We start from the raw sequence: 25,247 nt of genomic DNA, 5'->3' as shown, positions 1-25,247 counted from the left end.
ATGTACGAATCCCCCAGTTGGTTGCATGAGTTGTGGGTCGCCCGGGACACCCTGTGGGCCGGTTTCCTGACCAGTGTGCAGTGCTCGGTGCTGGCGATTTTGTTGGGCACCTTGATCGGCCTGGTCGCCGGGCTGGTGCTGACTTACGGGCGAACCTGGATGCGTGCGCCATTTCGCTTCTACGTCGACCTGATCCGCGGCACGCCGGTGTTCGTGCTGGTGCTGGCCTGTTTCTACATGGCCCCGGCGCTGGGTTGGCAGATCGGCGCGTTCCAGGCCGGTGTCCTGGGTCTGACGCTGTTTTGTGGCTCCCACGTCGCCGAGATCGTGCGCGGCGCCTTGCAGGCATTGCCCCGTGGGCAGATGGAGGCGAGCCAGGCCATCGGCCTGACGTTCTATCAGTCGCTGGGCTATGTGCTGTTGCCCCAGGCGTTGCGGCAGATCTTGCCGACCTGGGTCAATTCCTCCACCGAGATCGTCAAGGCCTCGACCCTGCTATCGGTGATCGGCGTCGCCGAACTGCTGCTCAGCACCCAACAGATCATCGCCCGGACCTTCATGACCCTGGAGTTCTATCTGTTCGCCGGTTTTCTCTTTTTCATCATCAATTACGCCATCGAATTGCTCGGGCGGCACATTGAAAAGCGGGTGGCCTTGCCATGACTGACGTTTCGAATCTCTCCAATACGGAGCTCTCCAACACCCAGCCGCTGCTGGACATTCGCGGTCTGCGCAAACAATACGGCCCGTTGGAAGTGCTCAAGGGCGTGGACCTGAGCATGCAGCGCGGCAACGTGGTCACGCTGATCGGCTCCAGCGGCTCGGGCAAGACCACGCTGCTGCGCTGCGTCAACATGCTCGAAGAATTCCAGGGTGGGCAGATCATGCTCGACGGTGAGTCCATCGGCTATGACGACATCGACGGCAAGCGCGTGCGTCACCCCGAGAAAGTCATCGCCCGGCACCGCGCCATGACCGGCATGGCCTTCCAGCAATTCAACCTGTTCCCGCATTTGACCGCGTTGCAGAACGTTACCCTGGGCCTGCTCAAAGTGAAAAAGCTGCCCAAGGACGAAGCGGTGGCCCTGGCCGAGAAATGGCTGGAGCGGGTTGGCCTGTTGGAGCGACGCAATCATTTTCCCGGCCAGTTGTCCGGTGGCCAGCAACAGCGTGTGGCCATTGCCCGTGCGATCGCCATGAACCCCAGCCTGATGCTGTTCGACGAAGTCACTTCGGCCCTGGATCCGGAACTGGTCGGCGAGGTGCTCAACGTGATCAAGGGCCTGGCCGAAGACGGCATGACCATGCTGCTGGTGACCCACGAAATGCGCTTTGCCTTCGAGGTCTCCGACAAGATCGTGTTCATGAACCAGGGCCGGATCGAAGAGCAAGGGCCACCCAAAGAACTGTTCGAGCGGCCGCAATCGCCGCGTCTGGCGGAATTTCTCAAGAACACGCGTTTTTAACTTTCCATTCAATAAGGAGATAACCCATGAGCATTACCCGATACGGCACCGGCAGCACCGCAGGCGGCGGCCAGCCACGGCCATTCGCCCGCGCCGTCGAGGCCGATGGCTGGCTGCACGTGTCCGGTCAGGTGCCGGCGGTGAACGGCGAGATCATTGTCGGCGGGATCGTCGAGCAGACCCACCAGACCATGAAGAACCTGGTCGCCATTCTCGAAGAGGCCGGTTACGAGCTCAAGGACGTGGTGCGTTGTGGCGTGTGGCTGGAAGATCCGCGGGACTTCTGGAGTTTCAACAAGGTGTTCGGCGAGTACTTCAGTCCGGAACACGCCCCGGCCCGGGCCTGCGTGCAGGCCAGCATGATGGTCGATTGCAAGGTCGAGATCGATTGCATTGCCTACAAGAAAAAGGCCTGAACTACGGGGGCCTCATCGCGGGCAAGCCTTGCTCCCACAAGGGAACACATTCTTCTGTGGGAGCATGGCTTGCCCGCGATAGCGATCTATCAGGCGGCGCAGCAGTCTGGTTAAACTCCCGGCCAATTGAATGGGAACCGAAAACATGACCGAAGACACCATCAAACGCCGGGCCCGGGGATTGGATCGGGCGTTCGATATCCTCGACTTCCTCAAGGAAATCGGCCAGCCGCTGCGCCCGAATGATATTGCCAGTGGCATCGGCAGCCCCAAGTCCACGGTCTATGAACTGGTGGCGTCGCTGCTGGAGCGACGCATCCTCGAACCCGTGGGCAAGGACGGCCACGTCTACCTGGGCCGCCAGTTGTATTTTCTCGGGCAGGCACACCTGCGGCATTTCGATTTGAGCCGCGAGGCTGACCAGGCGTTGCAGGAGATCGTGCGCCAGACCCGGGAAACGGCGCAGATGTGCCTGCTCAACGGGCGCAAATACACCGTCGCGCTGATGAAGGAAGGCGAGCGGCATTTCCGCATTTCATCGGACATCGGTGAGAACGCGCCGATCCCGTGGACGGCGTCCGGACGCCTGCTGCTGGCGCATTTGAGTGACCAGCAGATCGTCGACCTGATCGACCCCGACGACTTCATCCTGCCGGATGGCGAGCGCCTGCCCCTGGAGCAATTCCTCAAGGAAATCCGCCAGGCCGGCCTCGATGGATTTTTCTCTTTCGACAGTGTCGCCGACACCTTCACTCATTGCTTCGCCGCACCGGTCAAAGACCCCAATGGCGTGGCCATCGCAACCCTGTGCATCGTCGCCCCACGGGCCGACGCCAAGAACAATTACGCCGACTACCGCCGGGTGCTGATCGAAAGCGCCAACAACCTGGCCAGGCGCATCAATGAATAGACAGCCACGGCACTAGCGGCCGTGTGCGAGGAGTTCGAACATGTCATCCGCCATTCCTAATGCCAGCGTCGAGAAAGGTGCCGCCACCGTCGGTGCACATTTGCTACGGGACGTCAGCCTGCCGGCGCTGGTGTTGCATCGCCAGGCATTGGAGCACAATATCCGCTGGATGCAGGCGTTCGTCACCGGCAGTGGTGCCGAACTGGCGCCCCACGGCAAGACCAGCATGACCCCGGCGCTGTTTCGCCGCCAGCTCGACGCTGGCGCCTGGGGCCTGACCCTCGCCACTGCTGTGCAGACCCATGCAGCCTATGCCCACGGCGTACGTCGGGTACTGATGGCCAATCAATTGGTGGGCGCGCCGAACATGGCGTTGATCGCCGATCTGCTGGCCGACCCGACGTTCGAATTCCATTGCATGGTCGATCATCCCGACAACGTGGCTGACCTGGGGGCGTTCTTCGCCGCTCGTGGCGTGAAGCTGAACGTGATGATCGAGTACGGGGTGGTCGGCGGTCGCTGTGGTTGCCGGACCGAGGCCGAGGTGCTGGCCCTGGCCGAGGCGATCCGGGCGCAACCGGCGCTGGCGTTGACCGGTATCGAAGGCTACGAAGGGGTGATCCACGGTGACCATGCCATCAGCGGCATCCGCGCGTTCGCTGCATCGTTGGTGCGGCTGGCGGTGCAGTTGCAGGACAGCGGCGCGTTTGCCATCGACAAGCCGATCATCACCGCCTCGGGTTCGGCCTGGTACGACCTGATCGCCGAATCCTTCGAGGCCCAGAATGCCCACGGGCGTTTCCTCAGTGTGCTGCGTCCCGGCAGTTACGTGGCCCATGACCATGGCATCTACAAAGAAGCCCAGTGCTGCGTGCTGGAGCGTCGCAGCGACCTGCACGAAGGCCTGCGCCCGGCCCTGGAAGTCTGGGCCCATGTGCAATCGCTGCCGGAGCCGGGTTTCGCGGTAATCGCCCTGGGCAAGCGCGACGTGGCCTACGACGCCGGATTGCCGGTGCCGCTCAAGCGCTACAAGCCCGGATCGGATTCGGCGGCGGGGGGAAGACGTCAGCGGTTGCAAGGTGACGGCGGTGATGGACCAGCATGCGTTCATGAGTGTGGCGCCGGGGGTTGAGTTGCGGGTCGGGGACATCATTTCGTTCGGTACTTCCCATCCGTGCCTGACCTTCGACAAGTGGCGGGTGGGTTGTCTGGTGGATGAGCAGTTGCGGGTGGTGGAGAGCATGGAGACGTGTTTCTAGCCTTTGGACCGAGTCGTGGCCATCGCGGGCAAGCCTTGCTCCCACACTGATCGACTGTGAACACAAAATGGGTGTTCACCCAGGATCCCCTGTGGGAGCAAGGCTTGCCCGCGATGGCGCCCTGCCAGACACCACCGAATATCAGGATCACCTATGAGCAATCCCACCCAGAAACCCCGCATCGCCCTGATCGGCGAATGCATGATCGAACTGCAACAACGCGCCGATGGCAGCCTGCAACAAAGCTTCGGCGGTGACACCCCTGAACACGGCGGTGTACCTGTCCCGCGCCTTGGGTGACAGCGGCGCGGTGGATTACGTCACTGCCCTGGGCGACGACAGTTTCAGCGACGCCATGTGTGAGCGCTGGGCCGAAGAAAACATCGGGTTGCAACGGGTCCAGCGCTTGCCTGGACGCCTGCCGGGTTTGTATTGCATCCAGACCGATGCGACGGGCGAGCGGCGATTCCTGTACTGGCGCAACGAGGCGGCGGTACGTGATTGCTTTACCACTCCGGCCGCCGGGCCGATCCTGGCCGCGTTGCTGGATTACGATGTGCTGTATTTCAGCGGCGTCACCCTGGCGGTGCTCGGCGAGCAGGGGCGGCTCAAGCTCATCGAAACCCTGGTCCAAGCGCGTCGGCGCGGGGCCCAGGTGGTGTTCGACAACAACTATCGGCCAAGGCTCTGGGCCTCGGTCGAAGCGGCCCGCGCGGCTTATCGCGGCGTGCTGCCCTACGTGGAGCTGGCGCTGTTGACGGTGGAGGACGAGCAGGCGCTGTTCGGTTATGCCGACAGTGAGGCGGTGTTCGCCGCCTATGCGCAGTTTGGCACGCCGGAAGTTGTGCTCAAGCGCGGTGCCGAGGCCTGTCTGATCCGTTGCGATGGCCAGTTTTATGAAGTGCCTGCCCAGCGGGTCGAACGGGTGGTGGACACCACGGCGGCGGGGGATTCCTTCAGCGCCGCGTACCTGGCGAGTCGCTTGCTGGGCGGCAGTCCGCAGGAGGCCGCCGAGGCCGGGCATCTGCTGGCGAGCCAGGTGATCCAGGTGCCTGGGGCGTTGATGCCTCGGTAACGCAGGATACACAGAACCTGTGGGAGCGAGCCTGCTCGCGATGGCGTCGGATCAACCATATTTGCATCGGCTGATGTACCGCCATCGCGAGCAGGCTCGCTCCCACAAGTGTCTCCTACAGGGCGTCTGGAGTTAAATTCAATCCCGGTAGAACACTTGCACCAAGTGATACCCGAACTTGCTCTTGATCGGCCCATGCACCACCCGCAGCGGCTTCTTGAAAATCACCGCATCAATCGCGCCGACCATCTGCCCCGGCCGCACTTCACCCAGGTCGCCGCCGCGCTTGCCGGAGGGGCAGGTGGAGTATTTCTTGGCCAGCACATCGAAGGCTTCGCCCTTGGCGATGCGTTGCTTGAGCTGTTCGGCTTCTTCGGCGGTTTTCACCAGGATATGGCGGGCTTGGGCTTTCATTGCAGCGGTGACCTGAGCGGTGCGACGGGGCGGCGATTATGCCTCAAGTCAGCTGTCATGGTTGATCATCGTCCGAATCTTGTTGGCCAGCAGATCGAGGGTGAACGGTTTGGCGACCATATCCATGCCCTGTTCGAGGAAGCCCTGGCGTTCGGCGGCTTTCTGCGCGTAACCGGTCATGAACAGCACCTTCAGCCCGGGCCGGTGCTGGCGGGCGATTTCCGCCAGTTGCCGGCCATTCATGCCCGGCAGCCCGACATCGGTCACCAGCAGGTCAATGCGCTGGTCCGATTCCAGCACGGGCAGCGCGGTCACGGCGTCCCGGGCTTCCAGGGCGGTGTAGCCCAGGGCCTGCAGCAGGTCGAGCACCAGCATGCGCACGGCGGGTTCATCCTCCACCAGCAACACGGTTTCTCCGGCGATGGCCGGCGGTGCGTCGATCGCTTCCGGTGTGGCGGGTTGTTGGGCGGGGGAAATGTGCAAGCGCGGCAGGTACAGCTGCACTCGCGTGCCCTCGCCCGGCACACTGTCCAGGTTGAGGTGCCCGCCGGACTGTTGGGCAAACCCGTAGATCATCGACAAGCCCAGGCCAGTGCCCTGGCCGATGGGTTTGGTGGTGAAGAACGGATCGAAGGCCTTGGCCCGCACGGAGGGCGTCATGCCGCTACCGTTGTCGCTGACGGCAATCATCACATAGTCCCCGGCCTTCACGGGCTCCAGGCTGTTGATGTCAGTACCGTCGAGATAGACATTGGCGGTTTCGACGATCAATTCGCCGCCGTCGGGCATCGCATCGCGGGCGTTGATCACCAGGTTGAGCAGGGCGTTTTCCAACTGGCTGGCATCGGTGCTGACCAGCCATAGCTCGTGGGTCAATTGCAGCCGCAGCACGATGTGATCGCCGGTGGTACGGCTCAGCAGGTCTTCGAGCGAGCGCACCAGGTCATTGGCGTCCAGCGGTTTGCGGTCCAGGGACTGGCGCCGGGAAAAAGCCAGCAGCCGATGGGTCAGGGCGGCGGCGCGGTTGGCCGAAGACACCGCCGCTTCGGTGAAGCGCCCGATCTCGGCGGCGCGACCGGCGGCGATGTAGCGTTGCATCAGGTCGAGGCTGCCGAGGATGCCGGTGAGCATGTTGTTGAAGTCATGGGCAATGCCACCGGTGAGCTGGCCCACCGCTTCCATTTTCTGGGCGTGGCGCAGGGCTTCTTCGGCGCGCTCGCGTTCGAACATCTCGCTTTGCAGCCGTTGGTTGGCTTCGGCCAGTTGGTGGGTACGGGCGATGACGCGTTCTTCCAGTGTTTCGTTGAGGTTGCGCAGGGCTTCCTCGGTTTTCTTGCGCTCGGTTTCGTCGATCACAAAGATGTAGAAACCGTTCACTGTGCCGTCCGAACCCTGGCGAGGCAGGTAGTTGATCAGTGCATGGCGTGGGCGACCGTCGCGATGGTTTGACTGCACGGCGAAGCTGCACGGTTTGCCGGCCAGGGCGTCGGCGATCTGCTGGGCGCGGGCGGCGTAGGCCTCTTCGCCAAGTACTTCGCGGATGCTCTTGCCGTAGAGTTCCTGCGGGGTCAGGCCGTACCAGTCCAGGTAGGCGCTGTTGTTCAGCCGGAAACGCTCTTCGCGGTCCACGTAGCTGATGAGGATCGGCATGGCATTGATGATCAGCTGCAGCTCGGTCTGGCTCTGGCGCAGGGCTTGCTCGGTGCGCTTGCGTTCGGTCAGGTCCAGGGCGGCGCCAAGAAAGCGCTTGGGCCGGCCGTGGCGATCCTTGTAGCAGCGACCACGCACGTACACCCAGCGCAATTGATCGTCGGGCTGCAACAGCCGGTATTCCTCGGCGTATTCGGTGCCGTGGGTGATGCAGTGCTTGATACTGCGGGCAACCATCGCCCGGTCCTCGGGGTGCACGCCTTCGAGGTAGGCGCTGATGGGCAACTGGCGTGACAGGCTGGGATCGACGCTATGCAACAGGGCGAAATGTGCATCGGCAATAAAGCGATCTTCACTGATGTCCCAGTCCCAGGTGCCCAGCGCGTCAGCGGCGGCCAGGGCCAGTTGCAGGCGTTCTTCGCTTTCGTGCTGGGCCTTGAGGCTGGCCTCGGAGCGTCGTTCGAACTCCATGGCCAGGCGGCGCCGTTCGCTGGTCTCGATGGCGGTGACCAGGATGCCTGCGACGGTGCCGCTTTCGTCGCGCACCGGGCTGTAGGTCAGGTCCAGCCAGACATCGCAGAGGCGCCCGGCGAAGGGCACGCGCCATTGTTGATCACGGCAGGTGTGCGTCTGGCCTTGCAACACGCGGTGATAAATCCCTTCGGTCGCGCCTTTGAGTTCGGGCCATGCTGTATGGGTCGGCTGGCCGAACGCCCGGGGATGCTTGTCACCGGTCAGGCGGCCGAAGGCGTCGTTGTAGAGGTGCGACAGTTGCGGTCCCCACAGCAAGGCCATCGGCATGGGCGAGTGGAGCACGATGTCCACGGCGGTGCGCAGGCTCTGGGGCCAGGTTTGGGCAGTGCCCAGCGGGGTCATGGCCCAGTCCACTTGGCTGAGCAGGCGCTGTGTATCGCTGCCGGCGGGTGTCGCGCTCATCATGCAATCCCTGGCTGTCGTGTCTGTGCCACGGCGTCTACTATCCTCAGGGAAAGGTAAGTGCAGGTTGGTCTGACGGGTTTCATGTTCGGCTCGGCTTGTTTCATTGATGTCTCGCGGAAGTTTCAGTCCATGGAAATCGATCCGTTGTTGCGAATCCTGGCGAGCCAGAATGGTTCCGACCTTTACATGTCCACGGGGGCGCCACCGTGCGCGCGTTTCGAGGGCGTGCTCAAGCCCTTGGGTAATGAAGCATGCAAGGTCGGCGACATTGCCAGGCTCGCCGAGTCTTTGATGGACGCCGAACAGCGCCTTGAGTTCGATCGGGAGCTGGAAATGAACCTGGCGATCTCCCTGGCCGGCGTCGGGCGTTTCCGGGTCAATATCTTCAAACAACGCAATGACGTGTCCATGGTGATACGCAACGTCAAGCTGGACATCCCGCGTTTCGAAGACCTGAAACTGCCACGGGTGCTGCTCGATACCATCATGCAGAAGCAAGGGCTGATGCTGTTCGTCGGAGCGACGGGGTCGGGCAAGTCGACCTCCCTGGCGGCGCTGATCGATTACCGCAACCGCAACAGCAGCGGCCACATCATCACCATCGAAGACCCGGTGGAGTATATCCATCGGCACAAGAAATCCATCATCAACCAGCGGGAGGTCGGTGTCGACACCCGCAGTTTTCATGCCGCCCTGAAAAACACCCTGCGCCAGGCGCCGGACGTGGTACTGATCGGCGAGATCCGCGACCGGGAAACCATGGAGCATGCCTTGGCGTTTGCCGACACCGGGCACTTGGTGATTTCCACGTTGCATGCCCACAACGCCAACCAGGCCCTGGACCGGGTAATCAACTTCTTCCCGGAAGAGCGTCGGCCGCAGTTGCTCAACGACTTGGGCAACAACCTCAAGGCCTTCGTTTCCCAACGCCTGGTGCGCACCCGTACCGGCCAGCGTCGTGCGGCGGTGGAGGTAATGCTAGGCTCGCCCACGGTGGCCGACCTGATCCGCCGCAATGAGCTGGGCGAGCTCAAGGGCATCATGGAAAAGTCCGAAGAGTTGGGCATGCAGACCTTTGACCAGGCCTTGTTCAACCTGGTGGCAGAGGGGAGCCATCGATGAGGAAGAAGCGCTGAAAAACGCTGATTCGGCGAACAACCTGCGCTTGCGGCTGAAGTTGCATGCCGAGTCGGGCGCGGCGCCACCCGCCGATCCGGCGGCGGGTGAGTGGGGGTTGATGGATTGATTGTGGTGGGCACCGCCCCTGTGGCGAGGGGATTTATCCCCGCTGGACTGCGAAGCAGTCCCACGTTCAGTCAACTCACTCCGTCTGACACACCGAGATGTCAGGTTTTAGGGCTGCTTCGCAGCCCAGCGGGGATAAATCCCCTCGCCACGGGAGTTGCTGCGCTTAAGTGGCCAGTTCTGGTCGTCCCCGAAACTGCTCCAGCGCCTCCGGATTGGCTAGGGCATCGGTGTTCTTCACCACCTCGCCATGCACCACATTGCGCACCGCCAGTTCGACGACTTTGCCGCTGATAGTCCGGGGGAATGTCCGTCACCGCCAGAATTTTCGCCGGCACGTGCCGTGGCGTGGTGTTGGCCCGGATGACTTGGCGGATCTGCTGCTCCAAGGCCTCATCCAACATCACGCCATCGCGCAGGCGCACAAACAGTACCACCCGCACATCGCCTTGCCATTGCTGGCCGATGGCGACGCTGTCCAGCACCTGCTCGACCTTCTCCACCTGCCGATAGATTTCCGCCGTGCCGATGCGCACGCCACCGGGGTTGAGCACGGCGTCGGAGCGGCCATGGATCAGGAAGCCACCGTGGGCCAGTTCTTCGGCGTAGTCGCCTTGGGCCCACACACCGGGAAACTGGCTGAAATAGGACGCGCGAAGTTTCTCCTGTCGTGGATCGTTCCATAGACCAATGGGCATCGCCGGAAAATGCCGGGTGCACACCAGCTCACCTTTTTCGCCGATGACCGTTTGGCCGGCCTCGTTCCAGACCTGCACGGCCATGCCCAGGCTCTTGCCCTGCATCTCGCCTCGACGCACCGGCGACAGCGGGTTGCCGTTGACGAAGCACGAGACAATGTCGGTGCCGCCGGACATCGAGGCCAGGCAGACGTCGGGCTTGAAGTCGCGGTACACGTAATCGTAGCTATGGGGCGCCAAGGCCGAGCCGGTGGACAGAATGGTCTTCAGGCTGCCCAGGTCGTGACTTTGCCGAGGCTTGAAGCCCTGACTCTCCAGTGAGGCCAGGAACTTGGGGCTGGTGCCGAACACGCTGATGCGCTGCTGGTCGATCAGGTCGAGCAGGCGCTCGGGGCTGGGATGGAACGGTGAGCCGTCATAGAGCACCACCGCACTGCCGACGGCGAGGGCCGACACCAACCAGTTCCACATCATCCAGCCGCAGGTGGTGTAGTAGAACAGCCGATCCTCGGGGCCGAGGTCGACATGCAGGCCATGTTCCTTGACGAGTTGCAGCAACACGCCGCCGGTGCCGTGGACGATGCACTTCGGCACGCCGGTGGTGCCGCTGGAGTAGAGGATGTACAGCGGATGATCGAAGGGCACGCCAGTGAACTGCGGTTCGCCGCCGCTTTGATAAAACGCGTCCCACAATGCGACGTTGGCCCGGGTCTTGAAATCGTCGACGCTTGCATCGGGTCGGGCATAGGGCAGCACGATCAACTGCTGCAACGACGGCAGTCGCTCGAGGACTTCGTTGACCTTGGGCCGCTGGTCGATGACCTTGCCGGCATAACGATAACCGGCGCAGGTGATCAATACCTTCGGCTCGATCTGGCCGAAGCGGTCGATAACCCCCTGGGTACCGAAATCCGGCGACGAACAGGACCAGATCGCCCCCAGGCTGGTGGTGGCGAGCATGCCCACCAGGGTCTGCCAGGTGTTGGGCATGCAGGCGGCCACCCGGTCGCCCTGTGTTACGCCAACGGCTTTCAGGCTCGCTTGCAGGCCGGCGACATGGGCGGCAAGTTCGCTCCAGGTCAGTTGTTCCTCACCGCCGTTTTCGTCGAGCGCCACCACGGCGACGGTGTCATCACGGCGGCGCAGCAGGTGTTCGGCGAAGTTCAGCGTGGCGCCTGGGAACCATCGGGCGCTGGGCATTTGCGAACCCTCCACCAATACCGCGTCGGGGGCTTGGTGAAAGCGAATCTCGAAGAAATCGACGATGGCCTGCCAGAATGCCTCGCGCTGGTCGATGCTCCAGGCGTGCAGGGCAGGGTAGTCGTGCAGTTGCAGGTGATGCCGCGCATTGATGAACCGGCGAAAGGCGTTCATGCGCGACTGGGCGATGCGTTCGGGACTGGGTTGCCAGAGGATGTCGGACATGGGGTGCCTCTTATTTTTTTATGCACACACACAAACTATAGAGCGGCTCAATCGGGTGTGGGAGCAAAGCTTGCTCGCGAAACAGGCGCCTCGATTCTGAAAAAGCGCATCGACTTCATCGCGGGCAAGCCTTGCTCCCACAGGGCTTCGCAGGAGCCTACTGAGCCAACCACCCACCATCGATATTCCACGCCGCGCCGCGCACCTGGCTGCCGGCTTCGCTGCACAGGAACAGCACCAGTTCCCCCAGTTGCGGGGGAGTGACGAATTCCAGGGACGGCTGTTTCTCGGCCAGCAGGTCATGCTGCGCCTGTTGCGGATCGACACCGGTAGCAATGCGGTCGTCGATCTGCTTCTGCACCAGCGGCGTCAGCACCCAGCCGGGGCAGATGGCGTTGCAGGTGACGTTGCTGGTGGCGGTCTCCAGGCCGACCACTTTGGTCAGGCCAATCACCCCATGCTTGGCCGCGACATACGCCGCCTTGCCCACCGAGCCGACCTGACCGTGCACCGAGGCGACGTTGATGATCCGCCCCCAACCCTTGGCGCGCATGCCCGGCAGGCTCAGGCGAGTGGCGTGGAACACCGAGGACAGGTTGATGGCAATGATCGAATCCCAGCGTTCCACGGGGAAATCCTCCACGGCGGCCACATGCTGGATCCCGGCGTTGTTCACCAGGATGTCCACGCCGCCGAACTCGCGCTCGGCGTAGGCGAGCATGTCGGCGATCTGCGCCGGGTCGCTGACGTCGGCTGGATGGTGGCCGACCTGGCCGCCGAACTGTTTCACCTCGGCAATCACCGCCGAGGCATCGCCAAAGCCGTTGAGGATCAGGTTGGCGCCGGCCCTGGCCAGGCTCAGGGCGATGCCCAGGCCAATGCCGCTGGTGGAACCGGTGACCAGGGCAGTCTTGCCCGAAAGAGTGGTTGTCATGGAAACCTCACACAATGCCAGTGGCGTAGAACACACCGATCACGAAGAACACCGCGAGTGTCTTGATCAGCGTAATGCAGAAAATGTCTTTGTAGGCTTCGCGGTGGGTCAGTCCGGTCACTGCCAGCAGGGTGATCACCGCGCCGTTGTGAGGCAGGGTATCCATGCCGCCGCTGGCCATGGCGGCCACCCGGTGCAGCACTTCCAGGGGAATGTTGGCGGCGTGGGCGGCGTTGATAAAGGTTTCGGACATCGTCGCCAAAGCGATGCTCATGCCACCCGAGGCGGAGCCGGTGATGCCCGCCAGCAGCGTGACGGTTACGGCTTCGTTGACGAGCGGGTTGGGAATGCTCTTGAGCCAGTCGGCCAGGACCAGGAAGCCTGGCAGCGAGGCGATCACCGCGCCGAAGCCGTATTCCGAAGCCGTGTTCATCGCTGCCAGCAAGGCACCGCCCACGGCACTCTTGCTGCCTTCGGCCAGTTTGCTGCGAATAGCCCGGAAACCGAACAGCAGGACCATGATGATGCCCACCAGCAACGCAGCCTGTACCGCCCAGATCGCGGTGAGCTTGGCGATGTCGCTGGTGACCGGCGCGGCCATGCCCGGCAGCGCCAGGCTATGAGTCTTGCCGTACCACTGGGGAATCCACTGGGTGAACATCAGGTTCATGATCCCCACCGCCAGCAGTGGCGAAACAGCGATCCATGGGTTCGGCAGCTTGATGTCTTCGGCGGTTTCCGGCTCGTTGCGCAATTCGGTGCCGTAGCCTTCGCCCACACGCTGGGCCTTGTTGCGCTGGCGTTGCAGGAACAGCATGCCGAGGCTGAACACGAAGATCGTGCCGATCACCCCCAGCCACGGTGCGGCCCAGGCGGTGGTGTTGAAGAACGTGCTGGGGATGATGTTCTGGATCTGCGGCGTGCCGGGCAGGGCATCCATGGTGAACGAGAATGCGCCGAGGGCGATGGTGGCCGGGATCAGACGCTTGGGGATATTGCTCTGGCGGAACATCTCGGCGGCGAACGGGTACACCGCGAACACCACGACGAACAGCGATACGCCGCCATAGGTCAGCAAGGCGCAGACCAGCACGATCACCAGCATGGCCTGGCGCGTACCCAGCAAGCGAATCGCGGCGGCGACGATGGAGCGGGAGAAACCCGACAACTCGATCAGCTTGCCGAATACCGCGCCAAGCAGGAACACCGGGAAATACAGTTTGATGAACCCGACCATTTTTTCCATGAACACCCCGGTGAAGGCAGGGGCGACGGCGGACGGGTCGGTGAGCAGGACGGCGCCGAGGGCGGCGATGGGGGCAAAGAGGATAACGCTGTAGCCACGGTAGGCGGCGACCATCAGCAGCGTGAGGGCTGCCAAGGCAATGATCACACTCATGGTGTGTCTCCTGGGATTGTTATTGTTGTGGTGAAGCTGTGAAGGAGGCTTTAGCGAGTTTTGTGCCAGGTGTGTAACTGGCTGAAATATAAGGAGATTGTTTTGATTTGTTGGAGTGGCCTAAAGATTTAGTCTCTGTTTAGAGATTTTCGGAGCTGTGCGGGCCTCATCGCGAGCAGGCTCGCTCCCACAGGTTGACCGTGTTCGACTGGAAAACGCAGTCCACTGTGGGAGCGAGCCTGCTCGCGATGAGCGCGAAGCGCTCCAAAAGAAGTTGTCTAAATATAGAGACAGAAGTCTCTTTATTGAGACTCCGCAATTCCCAACGCCACCATCTTCTTGTACAACGTCGACCTCCCCAGCCCCAGCCGCTCAGCCGCCTCGACCACCTTGCCCCCGCATTGCGCGAGGGTGGTTTCGATCAGTTGCCGGTCGAATCGCGCGCGGGCCTGGCTGAAGGTTTCATGGGGCAGGGATTCGAAGCTAACGTCCGCCGCTCGCGTCACCGGCATGAATGTGCCGATGGCCGCGCGAATGTCCGCTGCCGTGAGCACCAGGTCATCGCTGAGCAGCGCGGCCCGCTCCAGCACATTGCGCAGTTCGCGGATGTTGCCCGGCCACGCGTGTTGCCGCAGCAGATCGAGGGCGTCGTGGTTCAGTTCGTGCTGGCTGCGCAGTTCTTCGAGGATCGCCTCGCTCAAGGCCGGCAAGTCATCCAGGCGTTCGCGCAACGGCGGGACCTGGATCGGTAGCACGTTGAGGCGGTAATACAGGTCGGCGCGGAACTCCCCACGTTTGATCGCCGCTTCCAGGTCCATGGAGGTGGCGGCGATCACTCGCACATCGCTTTGCAGCACCTCGTTGGAGCCTACCGGTTCGTATTCCTTTTCCTGGAGCACCCGCAGCAGTTTGCTTTGCAGCGGCAGCGGCATGTCGCCGATCTCGTCGAGGAACAGCGTACCGCCCTGGGCGATCTGCAGTTTGCCGGCGCGGCCCTTGCGATCAGCCCCGGTAAAAGCCCCTGGCGCGGTGCCGAAGAATTCGGCTTCCAGCAGCGCTTCGGGAATCGCCGCGCTGTTGATGCTGACGAACGCCTTGTGCGCGCGCGGCGAAGCGCTGTGGATGGCCTGGGCCAGCAGTTCCTTGCCGGTGCCGGTTTCGCCGAGCAGCAGCACTGGGGAGTCGGCGCTGGCGCTGCGTCGGGCGCGGCGCTTGACCTCCAGGCCGGCGTTGCTGGTGCCAATGAAATGGGCAAAGTTGTACTTGGTTTGCCGCGCCCGCAGCAGCGAGCGGGTGGAGGCCAGTTCTTCCTGCATGCTCAGGTAGCGCTTGAGCATGGGCGACAGGCTGCGCAATTCGTCGAACAAGGCAAAACCGATGGCACCGATTACCGCGCCTGCGCTGTCGTGGATCGGCAGGCGCATCACCACCAGCGGTTCCTTGGGTGTGTCCTGCATGTCCAGCAGGATCGGCCGCCCAGTACGCACCACTTCACGCAGCAGGCTGCCCGGGATCACGCTCTCGCACGCCCGGCCTATGGCTTCCTGGGCCGAGTTCAGGCCGAAGCGGCGGGCGTAGCGTTCGTTCATCCAGACGATATTCGCGTCACGGTCGACAATCACCGTGCCTTCGCTGGACTGCTCGATGATTTCGAACAACGAACGGATCGCCAGCGTGCGCACGCGCTTGTAATCCTTGAGGCTTTCGGTGGGGTTCATCGATATTGTCCCGAATAGGTGATGTCAGTGCCGCCGTCATCGCGAGCAGGCTCGCTCCCACACGGGCCCGCGTCGCTCCAGTGTGGGAGCGAGCTTGCTCGCGATGGGGCGACACGAAGCTATGCCATGCGCCGGATTATGCCCACCCCGGATGCGCCGCCGCCAACAGCTCCTTGGTATAAGGGTGCTGGGGCGAATCGAACACGTCATGACTGGCACCTTGCTCGACCACTTTACCGTCCTTGATCACGATCATGTCGTGGGCCAGGGCGCGGATCACCGCCAGGTCATGGCTGATGAACAGGTAGGTCAAGTCGTACTTCTCCTGGAGTTGGCGAAGCAGGGCGACTACTTGTTTTTGCACGGTACGGTCCAGGGCCGAGGTCGGCTCGTCCAGCAGGATCAGGGCCGGCTTGAGCACCAGCGCCCGGGCAATGGCGATGCGTTGGCGCTGGCCCCCAGAGAATTCATGGGGGTAGCGATGGCGGGTCAGCGGGTCGAGGCCCACTTCCTTGAGGGCCTGGATCACCCGGGCTTCACACTGTTCGGGGCTGGAGGGCTGGTGGACCTCCAGGCCTTCGCTGATGATCTGTTGCACCGACATCCGTGGGCTGAGGCTGCCGAACGGGTCCTGGAACACCACCTGCATCTGCTTGCGCCATGGTCGCAGCGCCTTGTGCGACAGCTGATCGAGGGCCTGGCCCTGAAAGCGGATGCTGCCTTCGGACTCGATCAGCCGCAGGATCGCCTGGCCGAGCGTGGACTTGCCGGAGCCGGATTCGCCGACGATGCCCAGGGTCTTGCCGCGCTGGATGGACAGGCTGATGCCATCCACGGCGTGCAAATATTCTTTGCGCCGGAACAGCCCACCGCCGAGGGGGAAACTGACGCGCAGGTCCTGTACCTGCAACACGTCTTCGCGTTCGTCCCGGGGCAAGGCTTCGCCTTCCGGTTCGGCGTGCAGCAGCTCGCAGCTGTAGGGATGTTTCGGTGCGCTGAACAGGGTTTCGCAAGGCGCCTGTTCGACGATTTCCCCAGCCTTCATCACGCACACCCGTTGGGCGATGCTGCGCACCAGGTTGAGGTCGTGGCTGATCAGCAGCAGGGACATGCCGAGTCGTTGCTGCAGTGACTTGAGCAGCAGCAGGATCTTGCGCTGCACGGTCACGTCCAGCGCGGTAGTCGGTTCGTCGGCAATCAACAGTTCCGGCTCGCAGGCCAGCGCCATGGCGATCATCACCCGTTGGCGTTGGCCGCCGGACAGTTGATGAGGGTAGGCCTTGAGGCGTTCGGCGGGTTTCTGGATGCCCACCAGGGCCAGCAGTTCCAGAATGCGCTGGCGCGCGGCTTTGCCGCCCAGCCCCCGGTGCAGCATCAGGGTTTCACCGATCTGCTTTTCGACGCTGTGCAGCGGATTCAGCGAGGTCATCGGCTCCTGAAAGATCATTGCGATCCGGTTACCGCGCAGTTCGCGCAAGGTCTTGGCCTCGGCGCCCAGCAGTTCCTGGCCGCGATAGCGAATGCTGCCGGTGGTGCGGGTGCCGTTCTCGGGCAGCAATTGCAGGATCGAATGGGCTGTCACCGACTTGCCGGAACCCGACTCGCCTACCAAGGCCAGGCATTCGCCAGGGCGAATATCCAGGCACAGGTTGCGCACCACGGTGTTGTCGTTGAAGGCCACGCTCAGGTCGCGGATTTCGATCAGGTTGTCGCTCATCTCAAGGTTCCGCTTCATGGCTGTTTTCAAGAGCGTGGGTCGAACGCGTCTCGCAACGCCTCGCCGATAAATACCAACAGGGAAAGAATCAGCGCCAGGGTAAAGAACGCCGTCAATCCCAGCCATGGCGCTTGCAGGTTCTGCTTGCCCTGGGCGATCAGTTCGCCCAGGGAGGCGCTGCCGGCCGGCATGCCGAAGCCGAGGAAATCCAGGGCGGTGAGGGTGGGAATCGCGCCGGTGAGGATGAACGGCAGGTAGCTCAGGGTGGCGTTCATCGCGTTGGGCAGGATATGCCGCACGATCACCTTGCGGTCGCTGAGACCCAGGGCCCTGGCGGCTTTCACGTATTCGAGGTTGCGCCCGCGCAGGAACTCGGCGCGCACCACGTCCACCAGGGCCAGCCAGGAAAACAGCGCCATGATTCCCAGCAACCACCAGAAATTCGGTTCCACGAAGCCGGACAGGATGATCAGCAGATAAAGCACCGGCAGTCCCGACCAGACTTCCAGCAAACGTTGCCCGAGCAGATCCACCCAGCCGCCGTAATAACCCTGCAATGCACCGGCGGCGATGCCGATCAGCGCGCTGATGGCGGTCAGGGCCAGGGCGAACAGGATCGACACCCGCGCGCCGAAGATGACCCGGGCCAGTACGTCCCGGGACTGGTCATCGGTGCCGAGCCAGTTCACCGATGAGGGCGGGCTCGGCGCCGGCTTGTTGAGGTCATAGTTGGGCGTGTCGTCGCTGAACGGGATCGGTGGGAACCACAGCCAGCCGCCGTCCTTGTGGATCAGGTTTTGCACGTAGCTGCTGCGGTAGTCGGCCTGGAACGGCAACTGTCCGCCAAATTCCTGCTCGGTATGGCGTTTGAACACCGGGAAATACAGCGAGCCCTGGTAGCTCACCACCAGCGGTTTGTCATTGGCGATCAGTTCGCCGCCCAGGCTCAGGATGAACAGGCCGATGAACAGCCACAACGACCACCAGCCCCGACGGTTTTTCTTGAAGCGCTCCAAGCGCCGGCGGCCCAAGAGAGAAAGCTTGAACATCAGGCGTTCCTCGCGGCGAAGTCGATGCGCGGGTCCACCAGGGTGTAGCAGAGGTCGCCGATGAGTTTGATGAGCAGGCCGAACAGCGTGAAGATGAACAGCGAGCCGAACACCACCGGATAATCCCGGGATACCGCAGCCTCGTAGCTCATGCGTCCCAGGCCGTCGAGGGAAAAAATCACCTCGATCAGCAAGGAGCCGGCAAAGAACACGCTGATGAACGCCTGGGGAATGCCCGATACCACCAGCAGCATCGCATTGCGGAACACGTGGCCATACAGTACCCGCCGTTCGCTCATGCCCTTGGCTCGCGCGGTAACCACGTATTGGCGGGTGATTTCATTGAGGAACGAGTTCTTGGTCAGGATCGTCAGGGTGGCGAAGCCGCCGATCACCAGCGACGTGACCGGCAGAACCAAATGCCAGAAGTAATCGGCGATCTTGCCCAGCGTCGACAGCGACTCGAAGTTATCCGACACCAGCCCGCGCACCGGAAACCAGTTCAGCGAGGTGCCGCCAGCGAACACCACGATCAGGAACATCGCGAAGAGGAACGCCGGCATGGCATAGCCAATGATGATTGCTGTGCTGCTCCACACATCGAATGCCGAGCCGTGATGCACGGCCTTGCGGATGCCCAGGGGGATCGACATCAGGTACGTGATCAAGGTCGCCCAGAGCCCGAGAGAGATGGTCACCGGCATCTTTTCCAGGATCAGGTCGGTGACCGTGGCGCCGCGGAAGAAGCTCTTGCCGAAGTCCAGGCGCGCATAGCTGCTGAGCATCAGCCACAGGCGCTCGTGGGCCGGCTTATCGAAACCGTACTGTTTCTCGATGTCCTTGATCAGCTGCGGGTCCAGGCCGCGACTGGCACGGGAGCTGCCGGTCATGGCGTTGCCCGAACTGCCGACGCTGGCGCCGCCGATGCCCTGCAGGTGGGCGATGGCCTGTTCCACCGGCCCGCCGGGCGCAGCCTGCACGATGACGAAGTTCACCAGCAGGATGATCACCAGCGTGGGGATGATCAGCAGCAGGCGCCGCGCGATATAAGCCCACATCAATGCGGCCCTCCGGGTGTGCCGCGCCTGAGGCGTTCGGCGCGCATCTGCTCGTTGGTCAACGGTGTGCTGCTCACTTCCCACCAGCTTTCGATCGCTTCCTCATTGCTGGCCTGTACCTTTGGAATGCCGAAGCGGTTCCACCACACGGTCGAGCTGCCTGGCGGGTAATAGTTGGGGATCCAGTAGTAATTCCATTGCAGCACCCGGTCCAGGGCGTGGGCATGGCGCAGCATGTCGGCCTTGGTAGTGGCCTTGACCAGCCCATCGATCAGCGTATCCACCGCCGGGTTCTTCAAGGCCATGTAGTTGTTGGCGCCCGGATCGTTGGCGGCCGCCGAACCGAAGTAATTATAGAGTTCCATGCCTGGCGATGTGCTGACGGGGTAGCCGGTGATGATCATGTCGTAATCGCGGCTCATCAGGCGATTGACGTACTGGGACGCGTCGATACGACGGATGCTCATGTCGATGCCGATTTGCGCCAGGGTGCGCTTATAGGGCAGCAGCAGGCGGTCGATACCGTTCTGGCTGTTGAGAAAGGTGAAGCTCAGCGGCTCGCCTTCGGCATTCACCAAGCGGTCGCCGTCGGGTTTCCAGCCAGCCTGTTCCAGCAGCGCCAGGGCTTGCAGTTGTTTGTCGCGGATCACGCCGCTGCCGTCGGTTTTCGGCGCCTCGAACACCTGGGTGAAGACTTCGTCGGGTATCTGCCCGCGCAGCGGCTCGAGGAGCGCCCGTTCGCCGGCATCGGGCAGTTGTCGGGCGGCCAGGTCTGTGTTGGAGAAGTAACTCTGCTGGCGCACATAGAGGTTGCGCATCATCTGGCGATTGCTCCACTCGAAGTCCCAGAGCATGGCCAAGGCCTGGCGTACGCGGCGGTCCTGGAACTGCGGTCTTTGCAGATTGAAGACAAAACCCTGTGCGGTCTGGGGGGCCTCGGTGGCCAGGTGGGCCTTTTGCAGGCGACCATCCTGCAGGGCCGGGCCGTCATAGCCGATGGAGTAGGCGGTGGCGGAGAATTCGCGGTTGTAGTCATAGGCGCCGCCGCGCAGCACCTGGCGGGCGACGTCGGTGTCGCCAAAATACTCGATGCTGAAGTGGTCGAAATTGTAGAGGCCACGGCTGACCGGCAGGTCCTTGCCCCACCAGTCGGCGTTGCGTTCGAAGGTAATGCTGCGCCCGGAATCGACCTTGCTCACCCGGTAGGGACCACTGCCCAGTGGGGCCTCGTAGCCGCCGCCGTTGGCGAAATCGCGGGTCTTCCACCAATGTTCGGGAAAGACCGGCAGGGTGGCGATGTCCAGGGGCAGGGTGCGGCTTTCATTGTTCTTGAAGTCGAAGCGAACGGTGCGCTCGTCCTCGACCACGACGTCCTTGACCGCCGCGAATTGGGTGCGATAGCGCAGGCTGCCCTGGGTCATCAACAGCTCGAAGCTGTAGCGCACGTCCTGGGCGGTGATGGGCTTGCCATCGGCGAAGCGCGCCTTGGGGTTCAGGTAGAAGCGCAGGGACAGGCCATCTTCGCCACGCTCCATCTTCTGCGCCACCAGGCCATAGACGGTATAGGGCTCATCCAGCGAGCGCTGGGCCAGGGGCGAATACAGCATCCCGTCGATCTGACTGACCCCGATACCTTTGTCGATATAGGGCAGCACATGGTCGAAATGGCCGATCTCGATGGCCGAGCGGCGCATGGTCCCGCCTTTGGGAGCCTGGGGGTTGGCATAGGCAAAGTGGCCGAAGCCTTCGGCGTATTTGGCCGGTTCGCCATAGACGGTCAGGGCATGTTGCGGTGCTGCCTCGACGCCGGCGGCGCCTGTCAGCAGGACCACGGCAGTCAATAGCAGGGAAGGGAACGCCAGTCGCATTGTCAGCCTTAAAGCCGGGTGATCGATGACCACGATTTGTACGCGAGCGGCGCGTGGATCGCCAGTCCTTGTGGCGAGGGATTATCTGTAGGAGCAAGGCCTGTGGGAGCAAGGCTTGCCCGCGATTGCTGCGCCGCGGTCCAACAGCTGTTCCGCGTTATCGTTCATCGCGGGCAAGCCTTGCTCCCACAAGGGACCATCAATCCTGGCGGCTGGTCACTTCCAGCAGGTGGTAGCCGAACTGGGTCTTGACCGGCCCCTGGACCACATTGATCGGGGCGCTGAAGACCACGGTGTCGAACTCCTTGACCATCTGGCCCGGGCCGAACGAACCCAGGTCGCCGCCTTGACGGCTGGATGGGCAGGTGGAGTTGGCCTTGGCAACTTCAGCGAAATCGGCGCCGGCTTCGATCTGGGCCTTGAGTTCGTTGCACTTGTCTTCGGTGGAAACCAGGATGTGGCGGGCAGTGGCTTTGGCCATGGGGGAAATTCCTTTCGATATATTTAAAGGTGTTGAGCCTACCGGATTCATTGACCGGTTGTTGTCAAAATTGCGTCAAAACCTTGGGGCCGGCGATCAAAGGCCGGCTTTGCGCAGGCGCTCGGCGTGGCGCAGGTAAAGCTCTGTGGGGTTAGGCGCCGTGGGGGCTGTACCCTTGCGCAGCGTGCCGTCTCCTGGATTGATGGTCTCCATATGGTCCATTGGATAGTCGGAACGAATGACCTTGCCCAGGTGCGAACTGAAACGCCCGACCAGGCCGTCGTTCTGCCCGGCTTCGGTGATGAAGTATTCGGAAAAGGCGCGGCAGAAAACCTGCGAAGGCTCCAGTTCTTCCTCTGTCGCCTCTGGCAACGTGCCGCTCCATGAGTAGTAGCGCACGCCGTTGACCCTTTCCGGGCCGTTCCCGCCCCAGTTCTTGGGCAGGCCCTGGGGGTATTTGTCATTGAAGGCGCCCACGCCTTCGGTGGTCAACGTCGCCAGCGCGGCCACGGCGGTTGGCGGTAGGTGCTCCTGTCCATCGAGCAGCGAGATGAAATCGGCGAACAGTGTGGCGACGCCTCTTGCCACATGTCCTGGCAGCCGTCCTGGAGTAAGGGCCTTGCGCAGGAAGTCAGCCAGTTCGGAACCATGGTTGGGACCGCTGACCGATGTGACCGAGGCAACTTTTTCGGGGGCCAGCGCGGCGGCATATCGGGCGGTCAGCGCACCCTGGCTGTGGCCGATCAAGTTGACCCGGGCCGCGCCGGTGCCAGCCAGGACCCGATCGATCTGCACCAGCAGTTGTTCGCCTCTGGCCTCGTTGCAATGGGGGGCCGACAAATACGGGATGAACACCCGGGCGCCGCCTGCGCGTAGAGCTTGTTTGATGCCATGGAAAAGTTCGAAACCGCCGATCCTGTCAAACCCGAACAACCCATGGACCAACAGGATGGGGAATTGAGTGGTTGCATTCCGTTGCATGTTCGTACCTTTTTCGAAGAGGTTCACCTTGAGTTTGCGACTTCACTCTAATCCAGGCTCGTAAGCGGCGGTGTAGGAAGAAACCGCGCTAAACCAGGGAAACCGGAATAAAAAAAGTGGGAATAATGGGAAGTGACCCGGCTGTGACTAAAGGTGTAGGAGGTCTCCTATAATCTCAGGCGTTTGCAGCTACAGCTTTGAACGCCAGAGACCACTGCCTTTGTCGCCTTGTCTGGCTGTGGGTTTGGGGCGAGCCGGTTTTAATGGCTCCATCGGGTGCCGTTATGCGAACGGTGCCTTTATCCAAGGACTGGAGCCTGCACATGATCATCTACCCATCTCTTCAACGATCCCGTTCAACGTCAGGAACAAGACTGCCGCCCCCGATCCTGGCAGCGGCCAGGGAAGGGGTGATAGACCCCGCCTGGCGCAAGACCCTGATCACCGTCAAACCTTATCCAATGATGACGTGCGGAGATGAGGTGCTGCTGCGCTGGCATGGGCTGAACAACGAAGGTGGGCCCTACCGGCATGAAGTGGCCGGGTTCGTCACGGAGCGGCAAGTAGGGCGGGACGTGGTGTTCGTCGTGCGCGAAGCGCATATCGCCGAGTTGGACGGTGGTTCGCTGGAGATCTCCTACCAAGTAACGGGCAAACGATTGCCCGACACCCTGGTTTCTGAGCCCCTGCAACTTGAAGTCGGCGATGTGTCACCGCAACTGCTGCCCGCCATTGCCAACGATGCGGTCGGTGGCTGCCTTGATCCGAATCGGGTGCCTGATGGAACCTGGGTGACGATTCGGCCCTACGCCAGGATGGCGGTCGGCGATCGGTTGATCCTGACGGCCAACAAGGATTCCAAGGCGCTTTGGCGCGATGTGCTCGAGATAGAAGCCCATGCTGTCGGTCGTGAGGTGTCGCTCTGGATCGATCATGCGCTGATCGCTCCCCATGCGGGACACACCTTGGCGCTGGTCTATGTCGTCAGGCGTGGACATTCAGTGCGTCGCGCCGAGCCCTTGTCGCTGCACATCGGTCCTCTGCTACGTCCCGCGTTGAAGACGCCTCGGATTCGGGAGGTGAACGACGGCTGGCTGGATGTCAGCGACCTGCAAGAGGGAGTGACGATTGTCATCGATGATCCCGGGCTTGAGGCGGGAGAGCTGGTCTGGTTGCAGTGCAACGGCAACTCCGCTTATGTCCTGGAGCGCGAAATCACCGAGGCCACGGCAGGCCAGCCGCTCGTTTTTGTGATTCCCGCGGCGTATTGGCGGGGTCAAGGCAACAGATCGGTGGGCGTGTTCTATCAGGTCGAGCGCTTGGATGACGTCAGCCAGCGTTCAGAGGGAGTGACAGTTCAGGTGCGTTCCACGGTGTCAGGTTGAGCGAAGGTTCCCACAAGGCCCACGCCGACCCCTGGTTCCAGGGGAAGGCGTGTTCGCGACTCAGGTTGGTAATTGCAGCTTTTGATGGGCCTCGCGCAACAACTGCTCGGTGGACTCCCAGCCCAGGCAACCATCGGTGACCGATACGCCGTAGCGCATCGATGGACCCAGTGGCTGGCAGCCTTCGAACAGGTGGCTTTCGAGCATCATGCCGATCAGGGAACGATTGCCTTGCAGGCGCTGTTCCAACACGTCATTGAACACCTGCGGCTGGCGCAGCGGGTCTTTGCCGCTGTTGGCGTGGCTGCAATCCACCATGATCCGGGCCGGTATCTTCAGGCGGATCAGGTCACTGTGTATCTGCGTGACGCTTTGGCGGTCATAGTTCGGTCCGCGATGGCCACCGCGCAACACCAAGTGAGTGTCGGGGTTGCCCGGCGTCTGGATGATCGCCGGATGCCCCTGGCTGTCGACACCGAAATGCCGATGGGGGTGGGCGGCAGAGCGCATGGCGTCGCAGGCAATGCCGACCCCGCCGTCCGTGCCGTTCTTGAACCCTACCGGCATGCCCAGGCCGCTGGCCATTTCCCGGTGGATCTGCGATTCGGTGGTGCGCGCACCGATGGCGACCCAACTGAGCAGGTCGTCGAAGTAACTGGCGGCCATGGGTTGCAACAGTTCGGTGGCGACGGGCAAGCCCAGTTGGAGCATCTCGCGCATCAGCTCCCGGGACAGCGTCAGGCCGGTGGCCATGTCATCGCTGCCATCCAGGCCGGGATCGTAGGCCAGGCCTTTCCAGCCCACGGTGGTGCGAGGTTTTTCCACGTAGGCGCGCATGACCAGCAGCATGCTGTCGCTCACTTCATGGGCCACGCGAGCCAGGTTGGCGGCGTATTGGAGGGCGGATTTCGGGTCGTGGATCGAGCAGGGGCCGACGATGACCAACAGACGGGAATCCTCACCATCGAGGATCGCGCGGATGGCCTGGCGATGGGCGCTCACCTGTTGGCTCAGCGCGGTGCTGAGGGGCAGTTGATGCTTGAGCTGCAACGAGCTCGGCAGACGCAGGGTCAGGGCTTCATTGGCAGGGTTGAGCGTGGACAGCGGCAAAGCGGAGACGGACGAATTCATGATCTGGCTTCCTGGACGGGGGGCGGGTT

17 protein-coding genes and 4 pseudogenes are annotated in these 25,247 nt (G+C 62.4%); 8 read left to right on the top strand and 13 right to left on the bottom strand.

Features of this window, described 5'->3' with window-relative positions:
• The 6 genes and pseudogenes from GN234_RS07320 to GN234_RS07295 all read left to right on the top strand — a co-directional run bounded on the left by GN234_RS07320 (position 1) and on the right by GN234_RS07295 (position 5,126).
• Positions 1 to 663 carry an amino acid ABC transporter permease gene (locus GN234_RS07320; RefSeq protein ID WP_109751805.1) on the top strand — a complete coding sequence of 221 codons (663 nt, stop codon included), beginning with the start codon at positions 1 to 3 and terminating at the stop codon, positions 661 to 663.
• Entirely contained in the window at positions 660 to 1,466 is an 807-nt protein-coding gene (locus tag GN234_RS07315) for an amino acid ABC transporter ATP-binding protein (RefSeq protein ID WP_109751806.1), read from the top strand. Before GN234_RS07320 ends, GN234_RS07315 begins: the two co-directional genes overlap by 4 nt.
• Before the next feature lie 26 nt (positions 1,467 to 1,492).
• Positions 1,493 to 1,882 (top strand): RidA family protein, encoded by a 390-nt coding sequence (locus GN234_RS07310; RefSeq protein WP_092198834.1) that lies wholly within the window; start codon positions 1,493 to 1,495, stop codon positions 1,880 to 1,882.
• 145 nt (positions 1,883 to 2,027) lie between these two features.
• Positions 2,028 to 2,792 (top strand): IclR family transcriptional regulator, encoded by a 765-nt coding sequence (locus tag GN234_RS07305; RefSeq protein ID WP_109751849.1) that lies wholly within the window; start codon positions 2,028 to 2,030, stop codon positions 2,790 to 2,792.
• Between the two features lie 40 nt (positions 2,793 to 2,832).
• Positions 2,833 to 4,051: pseudogene (locus tag GN234_RS07300) on the top strand (amino acid deaminase).
• A 153-nt stretch (positions 4,052 to 4,204) separates the two neighbouring features.
• Positions 4,205 to 5,126: pseudogene (locus GN234_RS07295) on the top strand (sugar kinase).
• A 138-nt stretch (positions 5,127 to 5,264) separates the two neighbouring features.
• Here GN234_RS07295 and GN234_RS07290 read toward each other — a convergent pair.
• Positions 5,265 to 5,540, bottom strand: coding sequence for a peptidylprolyl isomerase (locus GN234_RS07290; protein WP_019690952.1), 276 nt, complete (start codon positions 5,538 to 5,540; stop codon positions 5,265 to 5,267).
• A 48-nt stretch (positions 5,541 to 5,588) separates the two neighbouring features.
• Positions 5,589 to 8,126: a hybrid sensor histidine kinase/response regulator gene (locus GN234_RS07285; RefSeq protein WP_176688177.1), complete on the bottom strand. Its 2,538-nt coding sequence runs from the start codon at positions 8,124 to 8,126 to the stop codon at positions 5,589 to 5,591.
• A gap of 132 nt (positions 8,127 to 8,258) precedes the next feature.
• Between GN234_RS07285 and GN234_RS07280 the strand changes: the two are divergent.
• A pseudogene (locus tag GN234_RS07280) lies at positions 8,259 to 9,375 on the top strand (PilT/PilU family type 4a pilus ATPase).
• Between the two features lie 165 nt (positions 9,376 to 9,540).
• Here GN234_RS07280 and GN234_RS07275 read toward each other — a convergent pair.
• From GN234_RS07275 to GN234_RS07230, 10 genes and pseudogenes are all read right to left on the bottom strand, one after another.
• Positions 9,541 to 11,497, bottom strand: a pseudogene (locus tag GN234_RS07275) (acetoacetate--CoA ligase).
• A gap of 157 nt (positions 11,498 to 11,654) precedes the next feature.
• On the bottom strand, positions 11,655 to 12,431 hold the full coding sequence (gene hbdH, locus GN234_RS07270; protein ID WP_116832006.1) for a 3-hydroxybutyrate dehydrogenase: 777 nt from the start codon (positions 12,429 to 12,431) through the stop codon (positions 11,655 to 11,657).
• Positions 12,432 to 12,438: 7 nt separating this feature from the next.
• Positions 12,439 to 13,830: a GntP family permease gene (locus GN234_RS07265; protein ID WP_176688176.1), complete on the bottom strand. Its 1,392-nt coding sequence runs from the start codon at positions 13,828 to 13,830 to the stop codon at positions 12,439 to 12,441.
• A 302-nt stretch (positions 13,831 to 14,132) separates the two neighbouring features.
• Positions 14,133 to 15,548, bottom strand: a complete 1,416-nt coding sequence (locus tag GN234_RS07260; RefSeq protein WP_163854421.1) for a sigma-54 interaction domain-containing protein — start codon at positions 15,546 to 15,548, stop codon at positions 14,133 to 14,135.
• Between the two features lie 136 nt (positions 15,549 to 15,684).
• Complete coding sequence (locus GN234_RS07255; RefSeq protein WP_109751851.1) at positions 15,685 to 17,265, bottom strand: ABC transporter ATP-binding protein; 1,581 nt, start codon at positions 17,263 to 17,265, stop codon at positions 15,685 to 15,687.
• A 26-nt stretch (positions 17,266 to 17,291) separates the two neighbouring features.
• Positions 17,292 to 18,314, bottom strand: a complete 1,023-nt coding sequence (locus tag GN234_RS07250; RefSeq protein WP_176688175.1) for an ABC transporter permease — start codon at positions 18,312 to 18,314, stop codon at positions 17,292 to 17,294.
• Positions 18,314 to 19,372, bottom strand: a complete 1,059-nt coding sequence (locus tag GN234_RS07245; RefSeq protein WP_176688174.1) for a microcin C ABC transporter permease YejB — start codon at positions 19,370 to 19,372, stop codon at positions 18,314 to 18,316. Before GN234_RS07245 ends, GN234_RS07250 begins: the two co-directional genes overlap by 1 nt.
• Positions 19,372 to 21,240, bottom strand: a complete 1,869-nt coding sequence (locus GN234_RS07240; RefSeq protein WP_176688173.1) for an extracellular solute-binding protein — start codon at positions 21,238 to 21,240, stop codon at positions 19,372 to 19,374. Before GN234_RS07240 ends, GN234_RS07245 begins: the two co-directional genes overlap by 1 nt.
• 199 nt (positions 21,241 to 21,439) lie before the next feature.
• Positions 21,440 to 21,721: a peptidylprolyl isomerase gene (locus GN234_RS07235; RefSeq protein ID WP_109751817.1), complete on the bottom strand. Its 282-nt coding sequence runs from the start codon at positions 21,719 to 21,721 to the stop codon at positions 21,440 to 21,442.
• Between the two features lie 96 nt (positions 21,722 to 21,817).
• Positions 21,818 to 22,702 carry a lipase family alpha/beta hydrolase gene (locus tag GN234_RS07230; RefSeq protein WP_176688172.1) on the bottom strand — a complete coding sequence of 295 codons (885 nt, stop codon included), beginning with the start codon at positions 22,700 to 22,702 and terminating at the stop codon, positions 21,818 to 21,820.
• Positions 22,703 to 23,025: 323 nt separating this feature from the next.
• Between GN234_RS07230 and GN234_RS07225 the strand changes: the two genes are divergently transcribed.
• Positions 23,026 to 24,087, top strand: coding sequence for a hypothetical protein (locus GN234_RS07225; protein ID WP_232200179.1), 1,062 nt, complete (start codon positions 23,026 to 23,028; stop codon positions 24,085 to 24,087).
• Between the two features lie 60 nt (positions 24,088 to 24,147).
• On the opposite strand, the gene GN234_RS07220 is transcribed toward GN234_RS07225, so the two are convergent.
• Entirely contained in the window at positions 24,148 to 25,218 is a 1,071-nt protein-coding gene (locus GN234_RS07220; protein WP_176688171.1) for a 3-deoxy-7-phosphoheptulonate synthase, read from the bottom strand.
• Positions 25,219 to 25,247: the final 29 nt, after the last annotated feature.

This window comes from Pseudomonas bijieensis, assembly GCF_013347965.1.
GTDB classification, from domain to species: Bacteria; Pseudomonadota; Gammaproteobacteria; order Pseudomonadales; family Pseudomonadaceae; genus Aquipseudomonas; species Aquipseudomonas bijieensis.
Note: the sequence above shows the minus strand (reverse complement) of the source record. Positions and strands in the feature narration are given on the sequence as shown.